Genomic DNA, 21,270 nt, shown 5'->3' on the forward strand with positions numbered 1-21,270 from the left:
GAGGAGCGAAATGTGAATAGCAAAAGCTCAAATAAAAAACGTTTCACCTTTGGAGATTAGCATTTTAAAGAAAAAACAAACTCCGAACCTTTACCTAGTTTCGATTCAAAGGAAATCGTTCCGCCTAACTCTTCGGCTATTCTTTTTACAATGCTTAAGCCGAGCCCAGAAGTGGTTTCGCCAGAAGTAGGAGATGCAGAGGTTTGACCATATTTAGTAAAAAGTTGGCTTTGTTCTGCTATAGGAATACCAACACCGTAGTCTTTGACTTTGAAAAGAACATTTTCATTTTCCTTTGCTAAAAGTACATTCACTTTAGATTTAGGATGAGAGAATTTTAAGGCATTTGAAATAAGGTTTTCCAAAGCTCTTCTAAGTAAGGAAGCGTCGGTTACTATTCTTTGGCTCTCCTCTAATTCAGATAGAAAGTTAATTTTAATGCCTTTTCCAGATGCCGCAGGGGCAAAATCTTCTATCAATTCAGTAGTGAGCATAGTGGGGTCAGTCTCCGATAATCTCAGCTGATGCGTATTGATTTCTATTTTTTCAATATCCAGAATGTTATTAATCATCTGCTGCCCATAGTGGGCTGTTTTGGCTATCATTTCTGTGGCTTCTGCCACTTTTAAAGGAGATGTTCCGATGCTTTCTTGTAATATTTTATTCCATAAGGCTATGGTGTTAAATGGGCTGCGGAGGTCATGGGAAACTATGCTTATGAGGGTATTTTTTTCCTCATTGAGCTCGGTGAGTTTATCCTTTTGTTGGTTTATTAAACTGTTTTGATGGGCCAACTTACGATTTTTGATTCTGTTTTTACGCAGCGAAAACGCAATAACACCAGTGAGTAAAGCTGCCATTATTAGACCTAGTATGAGCAGATTTTGCTGGGTCTTTTTAGCGGTTAATTCAGCGTTGAGGAGTTTGTTTTCACGCTCTCTTTCTTCTACGTTGAAAGTTTCCTGGAGTTCGCTAATCTTATCATTTGTCTGTTGGTTTAAGATTTTCTCAGAGACCGCCTTGGTTGCTTGCTCCATGGCTAAGGCTTTTTTGAATAGTCCTTGTTCTTCATAATTCAAGGCTAAGGCTTGATAGCTATCTTTTCTGAAAGGGTCGCTGTCGAGGGTCTCGGCCAGTTCCAGAGCATTAAGCAAGTGCTTTTCGGCCTCTTTAAACCGCCTTTGCTTGTTTCTTAGCGACCCATAGTTGATGTAATTATGCCATAGGTCTCCTTTTTTGTCAATTTTCTTACACAGATCAATGTTTTCCAGAATCATTTTTTCTGCCTCTGAGAACTTACCTTCGGCTATTAAAAATGTAGATAGGTTGGTCTTTAAATTCACCATGCCTAGACTGTCACCCGTTTCTTCTTTGAGTTTTAAGGACTGTGTAAACATCAATAAGGCCGAGTCTTTTTTGCCTATTTGATTGTACGTAGAACCCAAGTTATTATAAAAGGTCGATAGGCGTCTTGGCTGTTCTTCTCTGAATATTTTGTCTTGAATAGCTCGGAGATAGATTTTTTTAGCCTCATCATGCCTACCCATAAAAGAATAAAGCCCTCCCAGATCACCGTAAGCCATTATTATTTCATCCTTGAAGCCTTCTTTTTTGGCAACGGATAAAAACTTAAGCATAAATTCAATGGCTTTATCATAATCGCCTTTATAGTCATAAGCCCAACCCTTAAATCTATAGCCATAGATGGCTCCTAGTTTGTAGTCTATGCTAAAACCTTTTTTCTCAATTTCGTCTGACATCAAGATCAGGGAATCGGACTTTGACTCGTCCATGCCTAAATACTGCGTATAATAGATAAGACTATCTACATAGGCGATGTCAATTTTCTGAGCCGACGAAAATAGTGGAGTAGCTAAAGCAAAAAGGAATAGGAGTTTTCTCATATCAATCCATTATTGACCGCAATTTTAATTAAACCCACAATGTTGTCAACCCCGAGTTTCAACATGATGTTTTTTCTGTGGCTGTCTATGGTGCTTACACTTACAAATAGACGTTGAGCAATTTCAGCACTCGACAGCTCTTGTGTAACTAATTTGAGTACATCAATCTCTCTTAAGCTTAATAGGTTTAAAATTTGACCATCAGGAATAGTTGTCGTATTGATGCTTGTTTCTTTGCCATATCTTTTTCCAAAATATTCTCCACCATGGGCTACTTTTCCAATGGCTTCATGAAGTATTTCTAACGGGCTATCTTTAAGAATATATCCTTGAAAACCGATTTTACTTAGTTTGTTAAAGTACTTGTTTCCTCTAATTAAAGTGAGATAGATAATCTTAAGTTCTGGTTGTATCTGTCTAATCTTAGCAAGTAAAACTTCTGGTTTCTGATCAGGTAGCTGGAGGTCTAAAAGGAGCACATCAGTATCGTTTAAAGGCAGATTTTCCAAAAGAGCACAACCGGAAGAAAAGGTGTTTGAAATAGAAAAGTCTTTATGAGCAGCCAGAAGCCTTTGAAGGCCCTTTAAGAAGATTTCGTGATCGTCTACTAATGATAGGCGGGTCATTTATAATTGGTCTGTTTTACAATTGAAGATAGACAAAAAAAGAAGATGAAATCAAATTGGGTAACTGATTTCATCTTCTCGAACGATAAAATGGAAATTTTATCTTAATGGTATGTGGTGTGGAGTGCCTATTTTGCTCTAATACCTCAAATTTCCCCAATATGGATTACGGCGAGAGGCAATACTGTTTTTTAAATGTTCAACTATGAGCGTATTAAAAGAGCTGAGGGTAATTTCTTTGCCCTTCATTTTTTTTGGAAGAGTGATTGTTACCGGTTCATCTTTCAATTCTAGTTTTTCCGCTTCTATGAGTACTAAGCCATTATTGATTTCCATTCCTAGGATTAAACCAGGTAAGCCATAATAAGTCTCTGGCCCCGCAGAAACGGGAATATCGGCAGCAAACCATGCAACCACCTCATAGTTTTTTATGGTATCCTGGGTTACGGCTTTCATACATAAATGACCTTGGATTTCTTTTAATTCATTCATGACCCGCCATTTAGTAGTTTGAAGTTCATCTTTGATGAGGTAGGTTTTACCCAATGTCCCATAGTATTCTAATAGTGTTTTCTCTTTGAAATTTCTATAAACCAAAAAGTCATTTATACGAGCATACTGGCCTGCCACATCTTCAGAATTATCATACTCATAAAGGCTTTCGTCACCATTAAAAGCTAGTTTCATTTTATTAGAGTATCCTTCCGGGTTTCCCCATGTTAGTGTTTCTCTGTCCTTTTCTTCTTGACTCAAATAAGGCAGGTTGGCATATATCTCTGCCCAAAATGCGGTGTATTTATATTGTACATTTCCTGAGCGTTTCTGGGCTAAAGAGGGCAGAGAGATTAAGAAAACTAGAGCAATTAATATTTTCTTCATGGTATAATTGATTTTAGTAACGTTGAGTGATTTTATCAGATACGCCTCTCATGTTATAAGTAAAACTCAGCATAAAGTATCTTGAAAGGGTTTGTGTTTGTCTTGTAGAAACAAAGTTTTGGCTCGCAAATTGGCTTATTCCTAAGTTCTTTTTGAAAATATCATAGGCAGAAATTCTAACCTCAGCTTTTTTCTTTTCTCCAATCAATTTATAAGCAGAAAGATTCAAAATTGGGATTTTCTGGTCGAAACCGAAATTCTCATTTTTATAAATGCGATAGTTTAAGTTAGAGGAAAAAAAGAAGCCTTTCGGCATTTTAAGGTTCATTTCAGCGTCATAGTTACTGCTAGTGATGGTTTGATTTTGCTGAGCGTTTATGGAATATTCAGTCTTTCCAATACTCCAGTTAGCATTTACATATAAGGTGAACCAATCTATGGGCGTTAAACTTAGTCTGGAACCCAAATTATAGTTATCGGAAATGGTCTCATTCAGTGCATCATTGATGTAGCTCAAATATTTACTATATCTGATGTTAGCATTGATGTTCATGGTAGCCTTTGTTTTCTTTAAAGGAAATCCAAAATAAACACCAGTCTGAAAATTCTCTCCGCCAGAAATATTGATAGGTTTGGTGGTGGTAATGAATAAGTCTGGGTCTATATTCTGATTATAAATAATTTGATTTACGTTATAAGAATAGTTGGCATTTAGAAATAGATTGATGAAGTTGACAGGATTGTAAATATTAAATCTACCGCCAATTCTGTGGGTTACTGCGGGTAATAAATCTGGGTTTCCTTCTCTTATATAAAGAGGATTACTATTGTCAACAATGGGCTGCAGGTCATTAGTAGATGGTGCGTCCACACCCATGTTATAGTCGAAATAAAAAGACTTATTGTTTTTCATTCTAATGGAAGCGGCGGCATATGGCGTCCATGTGTCATAGCTTTTACTAAAACTAATATCCCGAAATCCTGTCCATGATCCTTGTAAGTTTCCGTCAATTTGATAGAAAACCTTAGCAAGTCCAGAAGTGATATTAAGGCCTTTATTACTGTATCTTATACTAGAGCCTATTCTGTTATATAAGATATCATTGGTGTAAAATCTGGTTAAAGATAGATTGGTTTCATCAGGTTTGTTTTCAAAACGGTCCGTTACATTTCGGTCTACTTCTGAGTTTGCTATGCTGAAATTATAGAAGGTTTCCCATGAGAATTTCTTAGCAAAGGGCTCAATGAAAAGTATGCTAGATTTTAATTCATTGGATTTACTATCAGAATTATTTAATTGATTTATGCTTTTGATAAAGTCATTGGCTTCCGTGCTAGCATAAAATTCGTTGACAGATTCTTGATAGTTTTCGGAGTCATTATTGCTCAAATTGTAGGCACCGCTCCAAGAAAAATTTCTACCTTTTTTCTTGAATTTATGTCTATATAACAATGTAGAAGAAACCGCGAATGAAAGTACCTCAGAGCTATTGTCAATATTGGTGATGTTAGATTTAAAACCATCGGTCTTGTATATTTCTTGGAAACTTTGGTATGCTAAATCTCTATTTCCCAATCTTCCGTTTCCGATAAAAGTGATGGTATTGAGTGAGTCTAGTTCTTTATTTGCCCTCACACTTGCTCTATGATTACCACTAAAATTAATTTGACTGCTTTGGTCGGTAGCTCTGTTACTGAGTGTGTTGGAGAAAAAGTTCTCTCTGTTTTGGAATGCATCCAACGTTTGGTTTCTCTGATTATAAAAGTAGTTGGCACTTACTTCATCTTTTTTGTGCGTGTAATTATAATTTATTCCGCCTGCCGCATTGGTAGAAAAGCCATCTCCGTTTGAGCCTCCTACAGGTATAGAGAAGCTGTCGTCGTCATTATTAAAGTAGAAATATCTGTTATTGCTACCGTTGAAGCCAAAGTCACCATCGTCTCCCCATTGGAAGGAATTAGAACCTTTGAAATCTTGATAATCGTCCCACGACATACCCGTTTGGTTGGTGTTGTTTCCAAATCCTATCAAAGAAAACTGATTTTTGGTATCAAATTTATTGTAGTTTCCACTGGCAGAAGCTCTGGAATCGGTACCAACACCTGCGGTTACTTTTCCAAATCCGCCTTTTTTGGCATCATCTTTTAATTCTAGATTGACGGTTTTTTCTGTTTTTCCATCGTCTATCCCCGTTAGTTTTGATTGTTCAGATTTATCATCGAAAATTTGTACTTTTTTTATGATATCTGCCCCCAAATTTTTGGTGGCCATTTTGGTATCGCCACCAAAGAACCTCTTGCCATCTACAGTCACTTTCTGAACGTCTTGTCCTTGGGCTCTTACACTTCCATCTTGCAGAACTTCAACGCCTGGCAGCTTACGAAGCAAATCTTCTACTGTAGAGCCAGGTGGTACTTTAAACTTACTGGCGTCATATTCTATGGTATCACCTTTGATACTGATGGGAGCACGTGCTGTTTTTACCACCACTTCGTAAAGTTCCTTAGAGATAATTTTAAGTGGGATTTGCCCTAAATGTATGGCATCTGATTCGTCTGGTGAAATAAGCTGCTGATGGGGTAGGTAACTAACGTAAGTCGCCTTTATAAGATAGTCTTTTTTTGGAATGTTTTTGAACGAAAAATGACCTTCGTCGTCGGTGAGTGTGTAAGTAACGAGTGCGGAATCTGCGGGTAAAAGAAGTAGTACTGACGCAAAACCTAAGGGGGCTTTTGAGGTGTCTACTACGGAGCCGTCGATGTCAAATTTGTTGGACTGGCTAAAGCTAAATTTGGAAATAAGCAAAAGGGCTCCTAGAAGGAGTAAAGTTTTATTCATGGTTACGGGCTGGAAAAGTGGATAAAAATTAATGCTAAAGGAGGAGTTTGGGTCTTTAAGTTGGAGGTTTATGTTAATTAATACTTTTTCTACAAACGTAACTAAAATGTTAGTTATTGAGTAGTATTTTCAATAATATTTTAATGCTATTGTTACGTATATTGTTAGTATTGAGGTAATTGATGGTTTACTTACTTATTCAAAACCTTCATGAGCTCTGCTATCATTAGGGCTGTTGCACCCCAAATCCATTGGCCTTGAATTTCAAAACCTGAAGTATACATGGGCTGGCCACGGACAATGATATTTCTTCTTTGAAGTGTTTCTGGTAGAGAAAATTCGGACCAAGGAATTTCATGAATGGCGGCTACTTCTCTTTTGTCTGGAAAGAATGTGGGACGGTAATCTAGTGTGCCTATAATGGGTTTTACCCAATAGTTAGAAGGGGCAATATAAACTTCTGTTAGGGCACCTATAATTTTTACATCTAAAGCTTTTAGTCCTACTTCTTCTTCGGCTTCTCTGAGTGCTGTTCTTTCGTATGATTCATCTATTTCTTCCATTCTACCACCTGGAAATGCCATTTGACCACCATGGGTGCCGTCATAAGGAGGTCTTAAAATTAATGGAAGAAAGATGTCGTCTTGATGGGGGTAAAAAGCGATAAGGACGGCACTTTTTTTAATTCTTTTAAAATTAGGCTTTGGTCTTTTGTTTAAATCATATCCATTTCTTACTAAGAACTCTTCGTGCCCAGGAAGGGGTTCTTTCAGTTGATTTTCTAAAAAGCTTATAAAGGAGTTATAATTCAATTTTTGGGCTTTACCATTCATCTAATACTAACAAAAATCGTTAATTATCTGAGCAGTAGAAAGTCCAATTACTTATAAATTTTCACTAAGGCCTCTGCACAGCGTTCTCCATCCATGGCAGCACTTATAATTCCGCCGGCATATCCTGCTCCTTCTCCGCAAGGAAAAAGCCTTTTGGTGCTGATATGTTCTAGGGTTTCTTTATCACGTGGAATTCTTACTGGAGAGGAGGTTCTACTCTCTACACCTATCAATTGTCCCGCTATACTGTTATATCCTTGCATCTTTTTGCCAAAGGCAATTATCCCTTCTTTTAAAGGCTCAGCTATGTTTGGGGGCAAAACGGCATTCATATCTACCGCAATCAAGCCGGGCTGATATGAGGTTTCATTTAGAGATTTGGAAACTCTTCCGCTTAGGAAATCGGGAATGAGCTGAGCGGGTGCCAGCTGCGAGTCGATTTTCTTAAAGTCAGCATTATGGTCTTTTATGGTGCTTTCCCAAGCTTTTCTTTCTACACTTTTCTGAAATTCTAAAGCGGCCAGTGGGCCAAATTCACTAAAATCTTTCCAGTCAGGCTCGTTTACAGCAACTACAACGCCAGAATTGGCAAATACGGAATCTCTTCTGGAAGGAGACATGCCATTCACCACTATTTCACCCGGTGCGGTGCTGGCAGGTACAATAAAACCACCTGGACACATACAAAAGCTAAAGACACCTCTTTTAACACCCTTATAATTTGTTTGCGATACCAAAGAATAAGAAGCCGCAGGCAAAATTCCTCTTTCATTTCGGTGGTACTGACAGCTATCTACAAAGCTTTGTGGATGTTCTATCCTTACACCCATGGCGTAAGATTTGTTTTCAAGAACTATTTTTCTGTCGTGAAGCAAATGATAAATGTCTCTGGCAGAGTGTCCTGTGGCCAAGATGACACCAATGCCTTCAAAAGTTTTACCCGATGCGGTAACCACGCCCTTCATTTCGTCTTTCTCTAAAATAAAGTCGGTAACCTTGGTCTCGAAAAGTATTTCACCGCCAGCCTTTAGGATACTCTCTCTTAATTCGGAAACGACCTTAGGAAGTTTATTGGTACCGATATGTGGGTGAGCGTCGACCAGAATCTGTTCTGTGGCACCATGAGCCACTAAAATTTCTAAACTTCTATTGATATCACCTCTTTTTTTGGAACGGGTATAAAGCTTCCCATCAGAGTAGGTACCCGCTCCCCCTTCACCAAAACAATAGTTGGAATCGGGGTTTACAATGTGTTCTTTATTAATGGCTGCTAAGTCTCTTCTTCTGGCTTGAACATCTTTCCCTCTTTCTAAAACGATTGGCTTTACGCCAAATTCAATAAGCCTTAAAGCGGCAAAAAGTCCTGCCGGACCGGCACCTATCACAATGGCTTGTTCAGCGGAACTTACATCTTTATAGTTTTTTTGAAACTCAATATTTAGAGGAAGGGGAGAAGAAGAAACTTCTACCTGAAGATTTATTTTAACTTGTTTTTTTCTCGCATCCACAGACTGCCTTCTAACGCGATGATAAAAATCTGAATGACTTAGTTTAAGCTCTTTTTGTAAAAAAACTTTTAAATTCTGCTCGTCTAAAGCTACTTCTGGGTCTAAAACAAGTGTTAATTCTTTATACATATAGAAAGGTGTTTATCCTTTAATTTTTCACAAAGGTAGATTTTACCGCCGGATCAACGAATGGAATTGTTTGATTTTTAGTTGATAAGTCAACTTTGAAGTTTTATAAGTTTTGGAATCTCATTCGAACGCCAATAGTTGTTGAAAAATAATCAAGGAACTTAGTCTATCAATTTGGTAGATTAATGAAATTTAAATTATCTTTGTCCTATCTTTGTGATATGTCCTATTTCGGAAACATTAAGAAAGGTTTAAAGACGACTGCCAAAGGCATGAGTCTTACCTTAAAACATTTGGTAGACGCACGTTTTTCTCGAGCAGAAAAACAAATAACCGATGTGGATTTCTTTGAGTTGGATAAAGGCCATGTCACGATTCAGTATCCTCATCAAAAAATAGATATTCCAGATCATGGTAGGAATCAGTTGGATTGTGAAATCGATGATTGCATCGTTTGTGACAAATGTGCGAAGATTTGTCCCGTAGATTGTATTGAAATAGAGGCTATCAAGTCTCCAGAACTCATCAGAAATACTTCTGATGGTTCACCGGTGCGTCTCCATGCTGCCAAGTTTGATATTGACATGGCTAAGTGCTGTTTTTGTGGTTTGTGCACAACGGTGTGCCCTACAGAATGCCTTACGATGAACTCAGAGTATGATTATTCTGTGGTAGACGTTACCGATCTGAATTTTGCTTTTGCCAATCTTTCAGAAGAAGAAGCCCAGGGAAAAAGAGACCTTTACAACCAGTTTGTAGCAGAAAAAGAGGCTCTGAAAGCAGAAAAACAACAAATTATAGCTAAAACGGACGCTGCTGATAAACCAGTGGGAAGACCAGTCTTTAGTCCGACTCAGAAAGCAAGCCCTCTATTTAAGCCCACTCCTAAGCCATCTGGAGATGCCGAGCCTAAAAGACCAGTGTTTAAACCGTCTGCAAAACCTGCAGCTTTAGGAAATTCTGAAGCTCAAGATAAGCCCAGACCTGTTTTTAAGCCAACGAAGAAGCCAGATACGGAAGAGCATAGTTCTGAAGCTATAAAACCAGCAGGCTTTGTGCCAAAAGCCAAGCCCGCTTTCAAGCCTTCTATAAAACCTAAGACGGAATCTACGGATGCTGAAACTAAAGCACCAGCGGCTAAGTTTGCTCCAAATAAACCATCTTTCAAGCCAACGCTAAAGCCAAAGGCGGATGCAGAAGCCGCTACACCTGAGGAAGTACCGGCAGCTAAGTTTGTACCCAAGAAGCCTGGTTTTAAGCCAACGTTAAAGCCTAAGGCGGATGAAGGAGATAATGTTTCAAATGCTAAGTCAGAGGAGGCATTGGCTGCTAAGTTTGTACCCAAGAAGCCTGGTTTTAAGCCAACGTTAAAGCCTAAGACGGATGAAGAAGAAAATGTTTCAAATGCTAAGTCTGAGGAGGCATTGGCTGCTAAGTTTGTACCCAAGAAGCCTGGTTTTAAGCCAACGTTAAAGCCTGAGGCGGATGAAGAAGCCGAAGTGTCAGATGCTAATTCAGAGGAGACACCTGCAGCTAAGTTTGTACCCAAGAAGCCTGGTTTTAAGCCAACGCTAAAGCCCAAGGTGGATGAAGTGTCAGATGCTAATTCAGAGAAGACACCTGCAGTTAAGTTTGTACCTAAGAAACCTGGCTTTAAACCAACGTTAAAACCTAAGTCGGAAAACCCTACAGATGCCGAGGCAAAACCGACACCCTCGGCTAAGCCGGCTTTTAAACCCAGTATGAAACCTAAAAAAGATTAAATGGAGGCATTAAACGCTTTATTGGAAGCGGAATGGTTGGCGAAAATACTTTTTGGTATATTTTCGATCATAAGTATTGGAGGAGCTGCTTATCTATTTTTCTCTAAAAATATTTTATATGGTGCCTATGGACTTTTGACTTCTCTTTTAGGAGTGGCCGGTTTATTTTTAATGGCTGGAGCCGAATTTATAGGTGTTTCTCAAGTGATGATTTATGTTGGGGGTGTGTTAGTCCTTATTATTTTTGGGATTATGCTTTCTGCCAACGGCAAGAATAAGGGCGAAGCCTTAGCCGTAGATAATGTCAATAATCTTCTTTCTCTTTTAATTGCTGCAGCTGTTGCCACAGGTTTGGTATTGATGGTTTCAAGACTTAAAATAGCACAAAGTGCATTGAGTTATGGGGAAGTAAATCATATCAATAAACTGGGTATGCATCTAATGACCTCGCATGTTTCATTATTAGAGATGATTGGCGTATTACTCTTGGTGGTACTCATTGGTGCATCTTACATTGCTAAAAAAGAGAAAATATGATAGAGAGTTCTTATTTCATATATGTGTCGGCTGTGATTTTTGCTTTGGGTTTTGCGACGCTTATTACCAAAAAGAATTTAATTATGATGCTTATGGGTGTGGAGCTCATGCTGAACGCTGTGAATATTAATTTTGTTGCATTTGCAAGAAATTCTGAAGACCCATTTGAAGGTCAAATTTTCAGTTTATTCATCATGATTATAGCAGCGGCAGAGGTAGCAGTAGCTCTCGCTATTATCCTGAAACTTAGGCAACATTATAAAACGATTAATCCAGATTTACTGGACGAGCTAAAAAATTAAGATTTTTTTTGCTTAAAAATAGAAATTCTGCTACTTTTGCAGTCCGAAATAAAGGAAATAATTTTTATTTATTTCAGGAATGGCTTCGTAGCTCAACTGAATACCTGCCTGTCGGCAGACAGGGAGTACTTGATTTAAGGAATGAAATATTATGTTTACATTCTAGTTTCATTAAAATCAGGAATTCGTTATGTGGGGATGACAGAGGATGTTGAAAGGAGATTGAAGCAACATAATAATGGAAAAAGTAGGTTTACAAAAGGTCATTTTCCTTGGGAATTGAAATACTTTGAAGAACTTGCAACCCGAATAGAAGCTAGAGAAAGAGAGAAATTTCTTAAATCTGGCATTGGAAGAGAATTTTTAGATAGGATTTTGGCTTCGTAGCTCAACTGAATAGAGTACTTGATTACGGCTCAAGAGGTTCCAGGTTTGAATCCTGGCGAGGTCACAAAATTGTTGCAAACACGCGAACCTTGCTTTTAAAGCAAGGTTTTGCGTTTCAACATTCTTCAAACATCATGTGATTATGGCCCCAAAACCCACTACTTCTGGGAAGTTGCAACAATCGGTCAACATGAAATATGCCTATTCAGCTAAAGTCATAATAAACAAGCAGAGAGTAAAAACTGACGGTACAGTCACTATTTATATACAGCTCATTTATGACCGTCAGAGGAAAAATATCAATTTACAGTTCGATTGGCCTGCAGATAAAGTCGATTTAGAAGAAGGCAAACTACTGCCAAGGCAGAGAAATGATAAAGCCTGCGACGATAACAACATCATTATCCGCAACGAACTCTCAAAGCTGAATGAAGTATTCAGAATGGCCAGAATGGCTAATCTAAAATTGAGCCTGGAGCAGGTTTTAAAGGAGTATGAAAACTTTGCCAACAAAGAAGACTTCTTAATCTTCGCTTTTCATAAGATAGAGGAGAGAGAAAAAACAGGATTAATAAGAAGCTCTACAGCCAAGACACACAGAAACGCATTTCACAGCTTCAAAAAATTCAAAAAGACCATTCCATTCTCTGAGATAAACAAAGACTTAATGGAGAGCTATAAGGCTTTCATGTTTAGAACTTTGAACTATGATTCAGACACAGCTCAGACAAAACTCAAGAATATCCGCACCTACATGAATCATGCCAAGACAGACGGATTCATTTTTGACTACCCTTTCGGAAAATTTAAAATGCCAACTACCGAAGCTCGTATTGAGTTCGTAGAAGAAAAAGAGTTTGAGGTATTGAAAAGATACTTTTGGGCTAAAAACCTAACACCAGGCACCAACAAAGAAAAAGCTTTAAGAGGTTTCCTATTTATCTGTTATACAGGCGTAAGACTGGGCGATCTATACGCTCTTACACATAAAAATATCAAGCGGAATGCTTTGGTATTTATACCTCAAAAATCCGACTCCGACCACCAGCACGAAGTAGTAATTCCGTTACATGCAGAAGCTTTAAAGTTAATAGAAACCAAATCCGGAAACCTGTTCATTCTACCTCCAGAGTCAAAAATCAGAGAAGCCCTACATTATATATCCAATAAACTAGGTTTAGAATCTAAAGTAGGGCCCCATATTGGAAGGCACACATTCGCCACCCGTTTCTTAGCTGCAGGAGGCAGACTAGAAGTGCTGCAGAAGCTATTAGGTCACGCTTCTATCAAAACCACCATGATTTATGTCCACGTCACAGAAGAACGCAAAAGAGAAGAAATCAACTTTTTAAAGTAAAACACTACAATATTGGACTAATCAAATGAATAAATTGTATTAATTAAAGAACATTTCACTTTCTTCAATATTTTATGTCGTAAATTTGATACATAAAGTATCCTGTCGTATATTTGGTACATGATAACAACGAAGCTATCATAAAACGATTAAGGACATGAAAAATGTAACAGTAAGATTCACGGTAATGACAAACAACAATATTTATTTCGCTACTTCACTAAAAGCAGCGGTTAGCTTTTGTAAGCAAAATGATTTTATTATTAATAGAGACTGGAACATAGACGCCGTTTCAATTTCAGACCAGAATAAAGCAGAAAAGTGTGGACGTGGAATTTATTGCATCTTAGATTAATTAACAAAAAAGCCCAATGCTACTAACATTGGGCTTTTTACCTCTTTCGGTACGATTAAGAACTCTTTAAGAGTTGAAAAAACAAATAGGATAAACCTATAAATCATGTTTCAATTCCTTTTGAGGCATTACAAAACTAATAATAAAAATGAAAACGCAAAACAACCTTAGATTTTATTACACCTATTGGGATTCTCAGTCCAACAAGACCTTAGATGGTTTCATTGACAATGTTTTTACTACAAATCACAGAGTGGTCATTAATGCGATTACCGAACGCTGGCAGAAATCAGGCTATAAATATGGCTCTAACATTAAAATAACACATCATGAATAACCTAGAAACATTCCGAATATTCTTACAAAAAAACAACCCTGTAAACGGCGTAAAGGCGTTTAATCTAAATGGTATAGAGAAAGAGCTGCAGATACCAAAGGGTACTTTTGCTCATTTCTTGTCAGGCAGGCGTGGCTTAGGTGCCAACGAAGCAAAAATCATTGAATATTTCAGAAACAGAAGCTTTGAACAGCACATAGAAATAGGAGAGTTCTCAATCACCACAGGCGACAAAGTAACAATTCAAGATACCATAACAGGCGAATACGCTGAATTTGAACCGGATTTATTCGAGGCTGCAGTTAGAGAATTCATGAAGAAAAACTTCTAAAACAAAAACCCCAGCACCAAACGGCAATGGGGTTTAAAATATAAATCCACACAACTTTACACGTCACGTGGGTAATGATTGTCGGCACGGAATGCTGCACTACCCAATTTGCAAGGCCCTTATTAAGCCCAGTGTAGCCATTACAGCTACACTATGGGGTGCAACACTCCAAGCAGGAATGTCACGAATAAGGTTTTGCATTACAAATATAGAGATACTATTGGCTTATTCCAGCTTTTCTAATTCCAGAATAACTTCGTGCCTTTTTCTGTTAAGCTTCAGTGTAGGTTGCTTTTTAGATAACAGATAGCGGCTACCCATATAGTAAATAGTGCTGCCAAAATTGAGGGCTACCAGATACAGCACAGCCATATAACCCTTTACTTTTAAAATTCTGCCCGTTTGAGCGTTAACCAGCGGCATGGTTAGCTTATCTATCATGCTCACCTCAGAAGTTCTAGAGAGAGAATAAACATCATCATTCGCAGCCGTTTGCCCGTCTAAATACAGCACCCTAGGCAGTGGAGTAGCCTCCGTAAGTTCATAAAGAATAGAGCGGCACTTATCCATAGAAAAAAGTTTCTCAGCATTTCCAGCCACAGGGGTAGGCGTGGTGCCCACCCAAGTTCCATTGGCCCTGTCTTTAGGAATTGGATTATAAGCAGTATCACGCCTATTAAAATCAGCAGGAAGCTTCGCAAAGGGCAGACCCTTAACAGAAATCACCGTAATGTCATCATCATGCTCAGTTATGCCAAAAAACGCCTTAATCTCATCACTAAGCAGCTCATCTTCTATAGTGGTAGTATAATCTATGGCATACTGTTTCATATCCGTAAATTCCTCATCCACAAACTCCATGTCCGGCAGCAGAAACGGAGGCTCAGAAAGAATAGCAGGAAAAGTTTTAATACTCAGCTCACGCTTGCCAATATCCCAAATAAGCAAACTACCCGTCCAAATCATAAATTGATCAAAAAACTCCGCTACAGTCCAGTCTGGCAGATAGTCCTGCACCACCATTTTTGTAGGATATACATTAAATGGAAATGTCGTTTCCGGATGTTGCCTCGCAAAATCCCGCATGGCCATCAGGCTTAGGTTTGCCCAGCTGTCCCAGTTCCCTATCCTGGTATAGTTGTGTTTCTGAAGAAGCAAATCTATCAGATACAGCCACCTAAATGCGGGGGTCAGGGGGTAGTTTGTACGTGCAGCATAGTTGTTAGTGTTCAGGTTACCGCCATCTCTGCTGTTCACTGTGCCGTTATAACTATCCGCTTTTTCTGCATAGTATTTAGGAGCAAAAATGCTTGGGAAAAACAAATAGTCCACAGCTCCCTCTGCCGCTGTGTTTCGGCTGCCTTGCACCTGCAGGTGACCCACCGCAGAGTCATGGCTTATTTTCTTAAGATTCCACTTTATAGTAAAAGGAAGCCCACCAGCACCTATAAGCACAGTATTATAGTAGATTTCTATAAACAGCTCACTGTTGGTATTCGGAAAAATACAAGTCACTTCGGTTTCGGTAGCGTAAATTTCAGAAGAAGCTATTACCGGACTCTCATTATATTCCGTTAAAGCGGCCGTCAAATCCGCAATCGCCGTTGCCCTTCTGGTGTCAAAACCCAAGCCAGATAGCATAAAAACATGCTCAAATACCTGCTGATTTCCCAGCTTAATCCTAAAAATGGTAGCATTCGCCAGATAATAACTCCCAAAAGCCACCTCCGTTCCGGTTGCTGATGACAATCCCAAATCAGTATTTTTTAGAGCATAAATAGGGTCAAAAATCTTTTCAGTAGGAAGTTCGTAAGATGTAAAATCAATTTCGGTCAATTTCTTGTTCCAAAATTTAGAAGGAATACCACCCGGTGGCACCGTCATACTCATTTCTGCAGCCAGTTTGTTTTGCCGCTTCAGCTGCAAATCCCCCTCTAAAAGCACATAAGGTCCTGTGGCTATTTTAGCCCTAATACTTTCTGTAGATGCCCTACCTTGCTTATGCATTCGGCTAGGAAACTTTGCCTTTAAAAGTGGCGACTGAGGTACCGCAAAAGCAAAAGCCTTGTCGCCTTGCTGCTTTAAGTTCGTTATAGGGCTGTTTTCCTGTATGGTAATTTCCTGCCCAGGGCTTAAGCCTATTTCGGTGTCGTCTATTAGTAATCGCATTAGTAAGAACCCTCTTCGTTAGAAAACTTAAAACCAAACTCCATATTTTCGGTATAGTTGGCACTGTCCAGATAATCCAGCTGCTCATCTTCCGGTATAAGACTATGATAGCCGTTTTCTATCAAATACACCTCTCTGCTCATCACCAGCTCCTGCATATATACCTGCCATCTCACATCTAAGCCAGAAGCCCTTAATTGCACGCTTCTTCTCGTCATGGTGTTGGCTATAGTCGTCTTTTCACGTACCGCCACCGTACTTCTTTCTATGCTTATTTTTCGTTGCTGATTTCCCTGCAGGGTTAATGTATCCCACGTGCCCAGGCTGTTCCTAAACACCAGCGTAAAGTCCTCTTCATGGTCTGGGATGGCATGGTAGTACCTGGCTTCAGAAACCACCTCATCCAGCTGATCATAAACCTGAAAATAATAACCTACGGTATCAGCTGGTAATGCTGGCATAACCTTATACGGGCTGGCATCTATGCCCAAAACCGTAAAGTTGGCCAGAGCCGTAACCGTATGAAGCACCACCACTGTTAGTTCGCCAGTTGGCCCCACAGCTGTAGCTTTTAAGTTCAGTTGAGAAGGTTTACTTGCACCAAAATTCAGCGGCAAAAACAGCCATTCCTGAGAAAACGGCGTTATTTTCTTAAAATTGGGTTGATTGGTTAAAAACGGCACGGGCTTTCTTAAACTATAAGGCTTCCCTCGCTCTATATAGCTAGACCTCCCTGCATTAAGTAGCACATAGTCTGTCTGCGTAACCTTGTAGCCAGAAGTCTGCGTATACACAAAATCCAGCTTCCTAAGAGCATCCACATTACTTTGCACCCACCCCGGAAATTCTGGTAAAGGATAATTAAATTCCGGGAACAAATCCTGAATATCATAGAATACAAAATTCAAGGTAGGATGATACACTGCAGAAATATCTGCCAGTTTTTCACCTCCCAGTATCACTTCAGCCTGCAGGTCTTTGGTAGTGTCTCCGCCATTATGGGTCACATCAGAGCGGTTATTGCCTAAAAGAAAATTAATTCTATCCATCTATTAAAGATTCTTTTTGTTGATTATCAAATTCCTTCAGGAACTCCGTAAGTTCTTCTAATGCCGTTCCGCCTAAATACACCTTCAAGTTTTTAAGATCATAACCTAAATTATTCATAGTCTTATCTAGCTTAGAAATCACCGAAGGCAGTTCTCCAAAATCCTTTTGCGTGCCAGCCTGTGGGGTCTGAGAATGATTTACAGCAGAGCTTCCCCCTATACTGTCTATCATCGGTTTCAGTGCCATAAATGCAGGGGTTTGAGTCACAGCAGACGTAATAATTTCTTCGTTAGGGTGTACCACAGCCAGCTTGCCACCCAGTTTATCCATTTTACCCATTTCAGAGCCCGTATTACCTCCGTAGTAGTAGCTAGGAATAGGCTGAGAAATAACCATGGCAGCTTGCACAGCTCCACCCGCTATGATGAGCGGAACCGCTAGAGCCGCTCCCACGCCTGTTTGTGCAGCAGCTTTAGAAGCTGCCACAGCCGTGTTAATGGCTATCTGGATAAGAGCTGCAGTTCTATCAGCTATCGCCTGCCGTTTCTTAATGGCGGCCAGCTCTCGGTCATGCTTTTTCTCCATGGCCGCTTTGGCTGCGGTATAAGCATTTTCTGTAATAAGCCCCTGAGCACGTTGCCTTTCTAAGGCTTCTAGCTCCTTGTTAGCCTTAGCCTGTTTTTCATTATATTCACTTTCTAGGCGGTTAGATATTATCCCAAAAATGGCAGCTTCCGTACTCTTGGCTACACTTATCTTAACATCCTTAAAAGCTTCTTCCTCATTTTCTCGCTTTTTCTTAATTTTTTCACCTTCCTCTTCGTAGTATTTATACCACCAGTCGTCAGACTCTTTTTGCTCTTTTTTACTTACATCTTTATAGTTCTTATCCAGTCTGGCTATATCTGCCAAGTATCTTTCATAAACAGCCTGTTTTTCCTCAGCTTTAGCAGATTCTATATCTACCTCAAACTGAGCCCGCCTAAGCACCATCTGGGCAGCCAAAATAGATTGCCTGTCCTCACTATCTTCCGCTATCTGCAGAGCAGTTTCTAAGGTCATTAACCGGGCTTTATTTTCCAGCTCCGTTTTGGCTTTTGCTTTTTCTGCAGTAATAACCTTGGTTGCTTCAGCCACTTTCCTTTCTGCATCTGCAGTTGCAGCTATATGCCAGGTATTGTAGTCTGCCAACGTGATTTTTTTCTCAGATATCAGCTTTCGTCTAGATTCTGCCTCGTTCTCAAAATCATTCAGAATGAGAGCCTTCTTTTGAGTGGCCTCATCTTTGATGGCTTCTATGTTCATTCTGTAGATTTCCTGAAGCACACGAGCCTCATTTTCTACCCTGGCTTCAGCCAAATCCTTTAACCTTTTGGCCTCTGCCTCAGCTTTAGTTTTATCTGCAGAGCCGCTGCCTTTTGCGGTTGGCAGTGTAAAGGGTTTCTCCTCTTTTACGGGCAGTCCACCGTTTATTAACCCAGCACCATAATTTTTAAAAGCATCACCGCCTAGGGCTTCTACTTTAATAACACCCTGCGTAACGCTGTAGCGTTTAGCCTTTTCCTCCAAAATGGCTATTTGCTCATCCGTTTTCTTGTTAATTTCTCCTATGCCACCCGCAAAGGTTATTATCATGTTTTCCATGGCCGTACCCATGGCTTCAGATATGCCTCTAAAAAACAAGCCTATTTTCTTCTTAGCTCGCTCTACAGTACCCTTTTCGTCATTATTGAAAACCTCAAAAATCTCACTTATCCTGCTAGCATCTTTAAATGCAGCAGCAGCCACGCTTTGCTTATTGTAAAACTTGTCTAGGTTATTGGAGAGCGTACCCAGTGTTTTCACAGACTCTTGGCTTTCTATATGAAGCGTTTTAAAAACCTCACCTATCTGGCTCTCGTCCATTTCTTTAAGGCCTTTGGCAAAACGCGTCAAAAAACCAATCGGGTCATGGCTCATCCACGTCAAAAATTCATCTTTGGCCATGCCGAACATACTGCCAAATTCCTGCCCATACTTGGAGGCTGTAAGAAGCACGTTGGTAATACCACCAGAAGAAATCTGAGCAGAAATATTAGCTTCCTCAAAAACCGCCGCCAGTGCAGCCGCATCCGTTATGGCAGGCTTAAAAGCATCTGGCAGCTGGCCTATCCTAGCCACAAATTCGGCCATCCCTCTGGTGGTAGCCGGGCCTTCATCGTTCAGTACTTTCAGAGCAGAGCCTATACGGTCAAAAGACTCTTCTATGCCTATATCCCTAGTTTCTTTAAAAGTATCTTTCAGCTTTGCCAGCTCGGTAGATGCCACACCGATGCCTTCAAAATCACGGGCAAATACCACCTCAAGTTTATCAGCAGCGGTCACAAAAGCTTGAACATCCTTGGTTGCTACGTTCAAATCTCCCGCCACCAGCACCAATTCCTTCAGCTTATCTCGGGTAGTTTCGGTATTTATTTTAGAGAGATTTTCAAAAACACCTTTAGCATCCTCTCTGCCTATTAATAGAATATTCTGAATCTCAGAAACAGCCCTTCCTTTTTTCAGGATATAATCTAGACCATCATCGGCCAGTCTTTTTAATTGCTGAAGAGCCTGATCAAAAATCCCAACCGTTAAGCCTCCAAAGGCTCCAGCTACTGCTGCAGGAAAAGAACTTTTTATCTGCCCTAATAAGCCTCCAGCACCACTTACTGCGTTTTGGCGTGCCGTTATTAGATGCTGCACCTTCTGTGCATCCTGTATTCGCTGCCTGTTGGCCTTAGATTCAAAATTGGCAGACTGCTGAATCTGAGTAGTTAGGTTTCTATGATGCAGCTTAAGTTGGTCCAGGCTCAGGCTAGTGAGTTTATTTACCTTCAGAGATTTCTGCAGCTCATCGTTCAGCTTCTTTTCTTGCCTCGTTCGCCTGTCAGTACCCTCATTCATGAGGTCTATCTGGTTATTCACAGCCACGGCATCGCTTTTAAACTTCTCCCTAGTCTTGCCGCTGGAGCTGTTGGCCTCTCGGTTAAGTTCCCTGTAGTACTGCCTCAGCTGGTTCACGGTCATACCTTCCAGACCCAGCTCTTCCCTTACGTCTTGAATTTTATCCTTCAAAACCGTCATTTGACGTTCCAAAGCACGGGCAGTCATAGCACTTTCAGTAGTTTTAACTTCCTGCGTAAGGCGTTTATACTGCTCCTGCAAATAACCTAATTGGTCCACACCCTGTGAGGTGTCAATAAGTATTTGGAGTTGTTTTTTGTCTATTCTGTTACGCTTTGCCATGAATATGTGCAAGAGTTAAAGTTCCTTCAAAATCCATTTCTGCCATCGCTATTAGCTCAGCAGATACAACCTCCATTAGTGCAGAGAGGCGGCCAAATATTGGCTTCATAAGTATTCGTTTACGGGTTCGCTTGCTTCTCATTTCGCTCATGTAGTCTTTATGAGTAATCCTAACGCCTTTGTTGTAGCCACGGCCAGCACCCATGTCTGTAAATCGGAGGCTGTCACGGTAGAAAAAATCAAGATTTATTAGGCCTTCAGAGCGTTCATACAGTTTTATGATAATGTTACGCCTGCCAGTTTCAGAGAAAACCACCTTTCTCTTTTTCATAATAGAGCCTACTATCTTTTCAGTAGACTCCACCCAGTCATAAACCACTTCCGTAGCCAGTTCTTGCTGATATGCACCCTTCGCCATATTCGAATTTGCAAGGATAAAATCGAAGCGGAAAGGACAAAAAAAAGCCCATCGGGTGATGGGCTTTTTTTGGTTTAAATTATTTGTATATTAAATCACCCCACTCAAAAACGCCCGAATTTGACGGTAATAAGCGTCAGCCAATTGATAATAGCCAACGGCTTCTGGGTGGACTGTGTTGCCAAACACTCTTATGTTTGCAGATATTCTACTACTTGTAGCCTCGTCTACATAAGGGTATGAGTTATAGCTATCTATAGAAGACGCAAGGCTAAAACA

Annotated in this window: 19 protein-coding genes and 1 tRNA gene; 9 read left to right on the forward strand and 11 right to left on the reverse strand. The window is 39.8% G+C overall.

Annotation, left to right across the window (positions count from 1 at the left end; translation table 11 throughout):
• Positions 1 to 56: 56 nt before the first annotated feature.
• From ACTBZY_RS15600 to ACTBZY_RS15625, 6 genes are all read right to left on the reverse strand, one after another.
• A complete protein-coding gene (locus tag ACTBZY_RS15600) occupies positions 57 to 1,904 on the reverse strand; it encodes a tetratricopeptide repeat-containing sensor histidine kinase (RefSeq protein ID WP_463047273.1) in 1,848 nt (615 codons plus the stop codon).
• Positions 1,901 to 2,530, reverse strand: a complete 630-nt coding sequence (locus ACTBZY_RS15605; protein ID WP_463047274.1) for a response regulator transcription factor — start codon at positions 2,528 to 2,530, stop codon at positions 1,901 to 1,903. Before ACTBZY_RS15605 ends, ACTBZY_RS15600 begins: the two co-directional genes overlap by 4 nt.
• 138 nt (positions 2,531 to 2,668) lie before the next feature.
• A complete protein-coding gene (locus ACTBZY_RS15610) occupies positions 2,669 to 3,409 on the reverse strand; it encodes a GLPGLI family protein (RefSeq protein ID WP_463047275.1) in 741 nt (246 codons plus the stop codon).
• 13 nt (positions 3,410 to 3,422) lie between these two features.
• Positions 3,423 to 6,248 (reverse strand): outer membrane beta-barrel protein, encoded by a 2,826-nt coding sequence (locus ACTBZY_RS15615; RefSeq protein WP_463047276.1) that lies wholly within the window; start codon positions 6,246 to 6,248, stop codon positions 3,423 to 3,425.
• Positions 6,249 to 6,439: 191 nt separating this feature from the next.
• On the reverse strand, positions 6,440 to 7,060 hold the full coding sequence (locus ACTBZY_RS15620) for an NUDIX hydrolase (protein WP_463047277.1): 621 nt from the start codon (positions 7,058 to 7,060) through the stop codon (positions 6,440 to 6,442).
• A 68-nt stretch (positions 7,061 to 7,128) separates the two neighbouring features.
• The gene (locus ACTBZY_RS15625) at positions 7,129 to 8,718 is read right to left on the reverse strand and encodes an NAD(P)/FAD-dependent oxidoreductase (protein ID WP_463047278.1); all 1,590 of its coding nucleotides are present in this window, start codon (positions 8,716 to 8,718) and stop codon (positions 7,129 to 7,131) included.
• A 185-nt stretch (positions 8,719 to 8,903) separates the two neighbouring features.
• On the opposite strand from ACTBZY_RS15625, the gene ACTBZY_RS15630 reads away from it, so the two are divergent.
• From ACTBZY_RS15630 to ACTBZY_RS15670, 9 genes are all read left to right on the forward strand, one after another.
• A complete protein-coding gene (locus tag ACTBZY_RS15630) occupies positions 8,904 to 10,481 on the forward strand; it encodes a 4Fe-4S dicluster domain-containing protein (RefSeq protein WP_463047279.1) in 1,578 nt (525 codons plus the stop codon).
• Positions 10,482 to 11,018, forward strand: coding sequence for an NADH-quinone oxidoreductase subunit J family protein (locus ACTBZY_RS15635; RefSeq protein ID WP_463047280.1), 537 nt, complete (start codon positions 10,482 to 10,484; stop codon positions 11,016 to 11,018).
• Entirely contained in the window at positions 11,015 to 11,320 is a 306-nt protein-coding gene (gene nuoK / locus ACTBZY_RS15640) for an NADH-quinone oxidoreductase subunit NuoK (RefSeq protein ID WP_463047281.1), read from the forward strand. The genes ACTBZY_RS15635 and nuoK overlap by 4 nt, the downstream gene beginning before the upstream one ends.
• A gap of 141 nt (positions 11,321 to 11,461) precedes the next feature.
• Positions 11,462 to 11,707 carry a GIY-YIG nuclease family protein gene (locus tag ACTBZY_RS15645; protein ID WP_463047282.1) on the forward strand — a complete coding sequence of 82 codons (246 nt, stop codon included), beginning with the start codon at positions 11,462 to 11,464 and terminating at the stop codon, positions 11,705 to 11,707.
• Positions 11,698 to 11,771 (forward strand) — tRNA-Arg (locus tag ACTBZY_RS15650). Before ACTBZY_RS15645 ends, ACTBZY_RS15650 begins: the two co-directional genes overlap by 10 nt.
• A 78-nt stretch (positions 11,772 to 11,849) precedes the next feature.
• Positions 11,850 to 13,064, forward strand: coding sequence for a tyrosine-type recombinase/integrase (locus ACTBZY_RS15655; RefSeq protein ID WP_463047283.1), 1,215 nt, complete (start codon positions 11,850 to 11,852; stop codon positions 13,062 to 13,064).
• Positions 13,065 to 13,221: 157 nt separating this feature from the next.
• On the forward strand, positions 13,222 to 13,419 hold the full coding sequence (locus ACTBZY_RS15660; RefSeq protein WP_463047284.1) for a hypothetical protein: 198 nt from the start codon (positions 13,222 to 13,224) through the stop codon (positions 13,417 to 13,419).
• Positions 13,420 to 13,567: 148 nt separating this feature from the next.
• Complete coding sequence (locus ACTBZY_RS15665) at positions 13,568 to 13,756, forward strand: hypothetical protein (protein ID WP_463047285.1); 189 nt, start codon at positions 13,568 to 13,570, stop codon at positions 13,754 to 13,756.
• A complete protein-coding gene (locus ACTBZY_RS15670; RefSeq protein WP_463047286.1) occupies positions 13,749 to 14,087 on the forward strand; it encodes a hypothetical protein in 339 nt (112 codons plus the stop codon). The genes ACTBZY_RS15665 and ACTBZY_RS15670 overlap by 8 nt, the downstream gene beginning before the upstream one ends.
• Before the next feature lie 225 nt (positions 14,088 to 14,312).
• On the opposite strand, the gene ACTBZY_RS15675 is transcribed toward ACTBZY_RS15670, so the two are convergent.
• The 5 genes from ACTBZY_RS15675 to ACTBZY_RS15695 form a co-directional block, all read right to left on the reverse strand.
• Positions 14,313 to 16,256, reverse strand: a complete 1,944-nt coding sequence (locus tag ACTBZY_RS15675; RefSeq protein ID WP_463047287.1) for a hypothetical protein — start codon at positions 16,254 to 16,256, stop codon at positions 14,313 to 14,315.
• Positions 16,256 to 17,305: a hypothetical protein gene (locus tag ACTBZY_RS15680; RefSeq protein WP_463047288.1), complete on the reverse strand. Its 1,050-nt coding sequence runs from the start codon at positions 17,303 to 17,305 to the stop codon at positions 16,256 to 16,258. Before ACTBZY_RS15680 ends, ACTBZY_RS15675 begins: the two co-directional genes overlap by 1 nt.
• On the reverse strand, positions 17,298 to 20,573 hold the full coding sequence (locus ACTBZY_RS15685) for a hypothetical protein (protein ID WP_463047289.1): 3,276 nt from the start codon (positions 20,571 to 20,573) through the stop codon (positions 17,298 to 17,300). The genes ACTBZY_RS15680 and ACTBZY_RS15685 overlap by 8 nt, the downstream gene beginning before the upstream one ends.
• Positions 20,560 to 20,991 carry a hypothetical protein gene (locus ACTBZY_RS15690; RefSeq protein ID WP_463047290.1) on the reverse strand — a complete coding sequence of 144 codons (432 nt, stop codon included), beginning with the start codon at positions 20,989 to 20,991 and terminating at the stop codon, positions 20,560 to 20,562. The genes ACTBZY_RS15685 and ACTBZY_RS15690 overlap by 14 nt, the downstream gene beginning before the upstream one ends.
• A 90-nt stretch (positions 20,992 to 21,081) precedes the next feature.
• Positions 21,082 to 21,270, reverse strand: a 189-nt coding sequence (locus tag ACTBZY_RS15695; RefSeq protein ID WP_463047291.1) for a hypothetical protein, incomplete at its 5' end; no start/stop codon positions are given.

The sequence above is a fragment of the Arcticibacterium sp. genome (assembly GCF_055134445.1).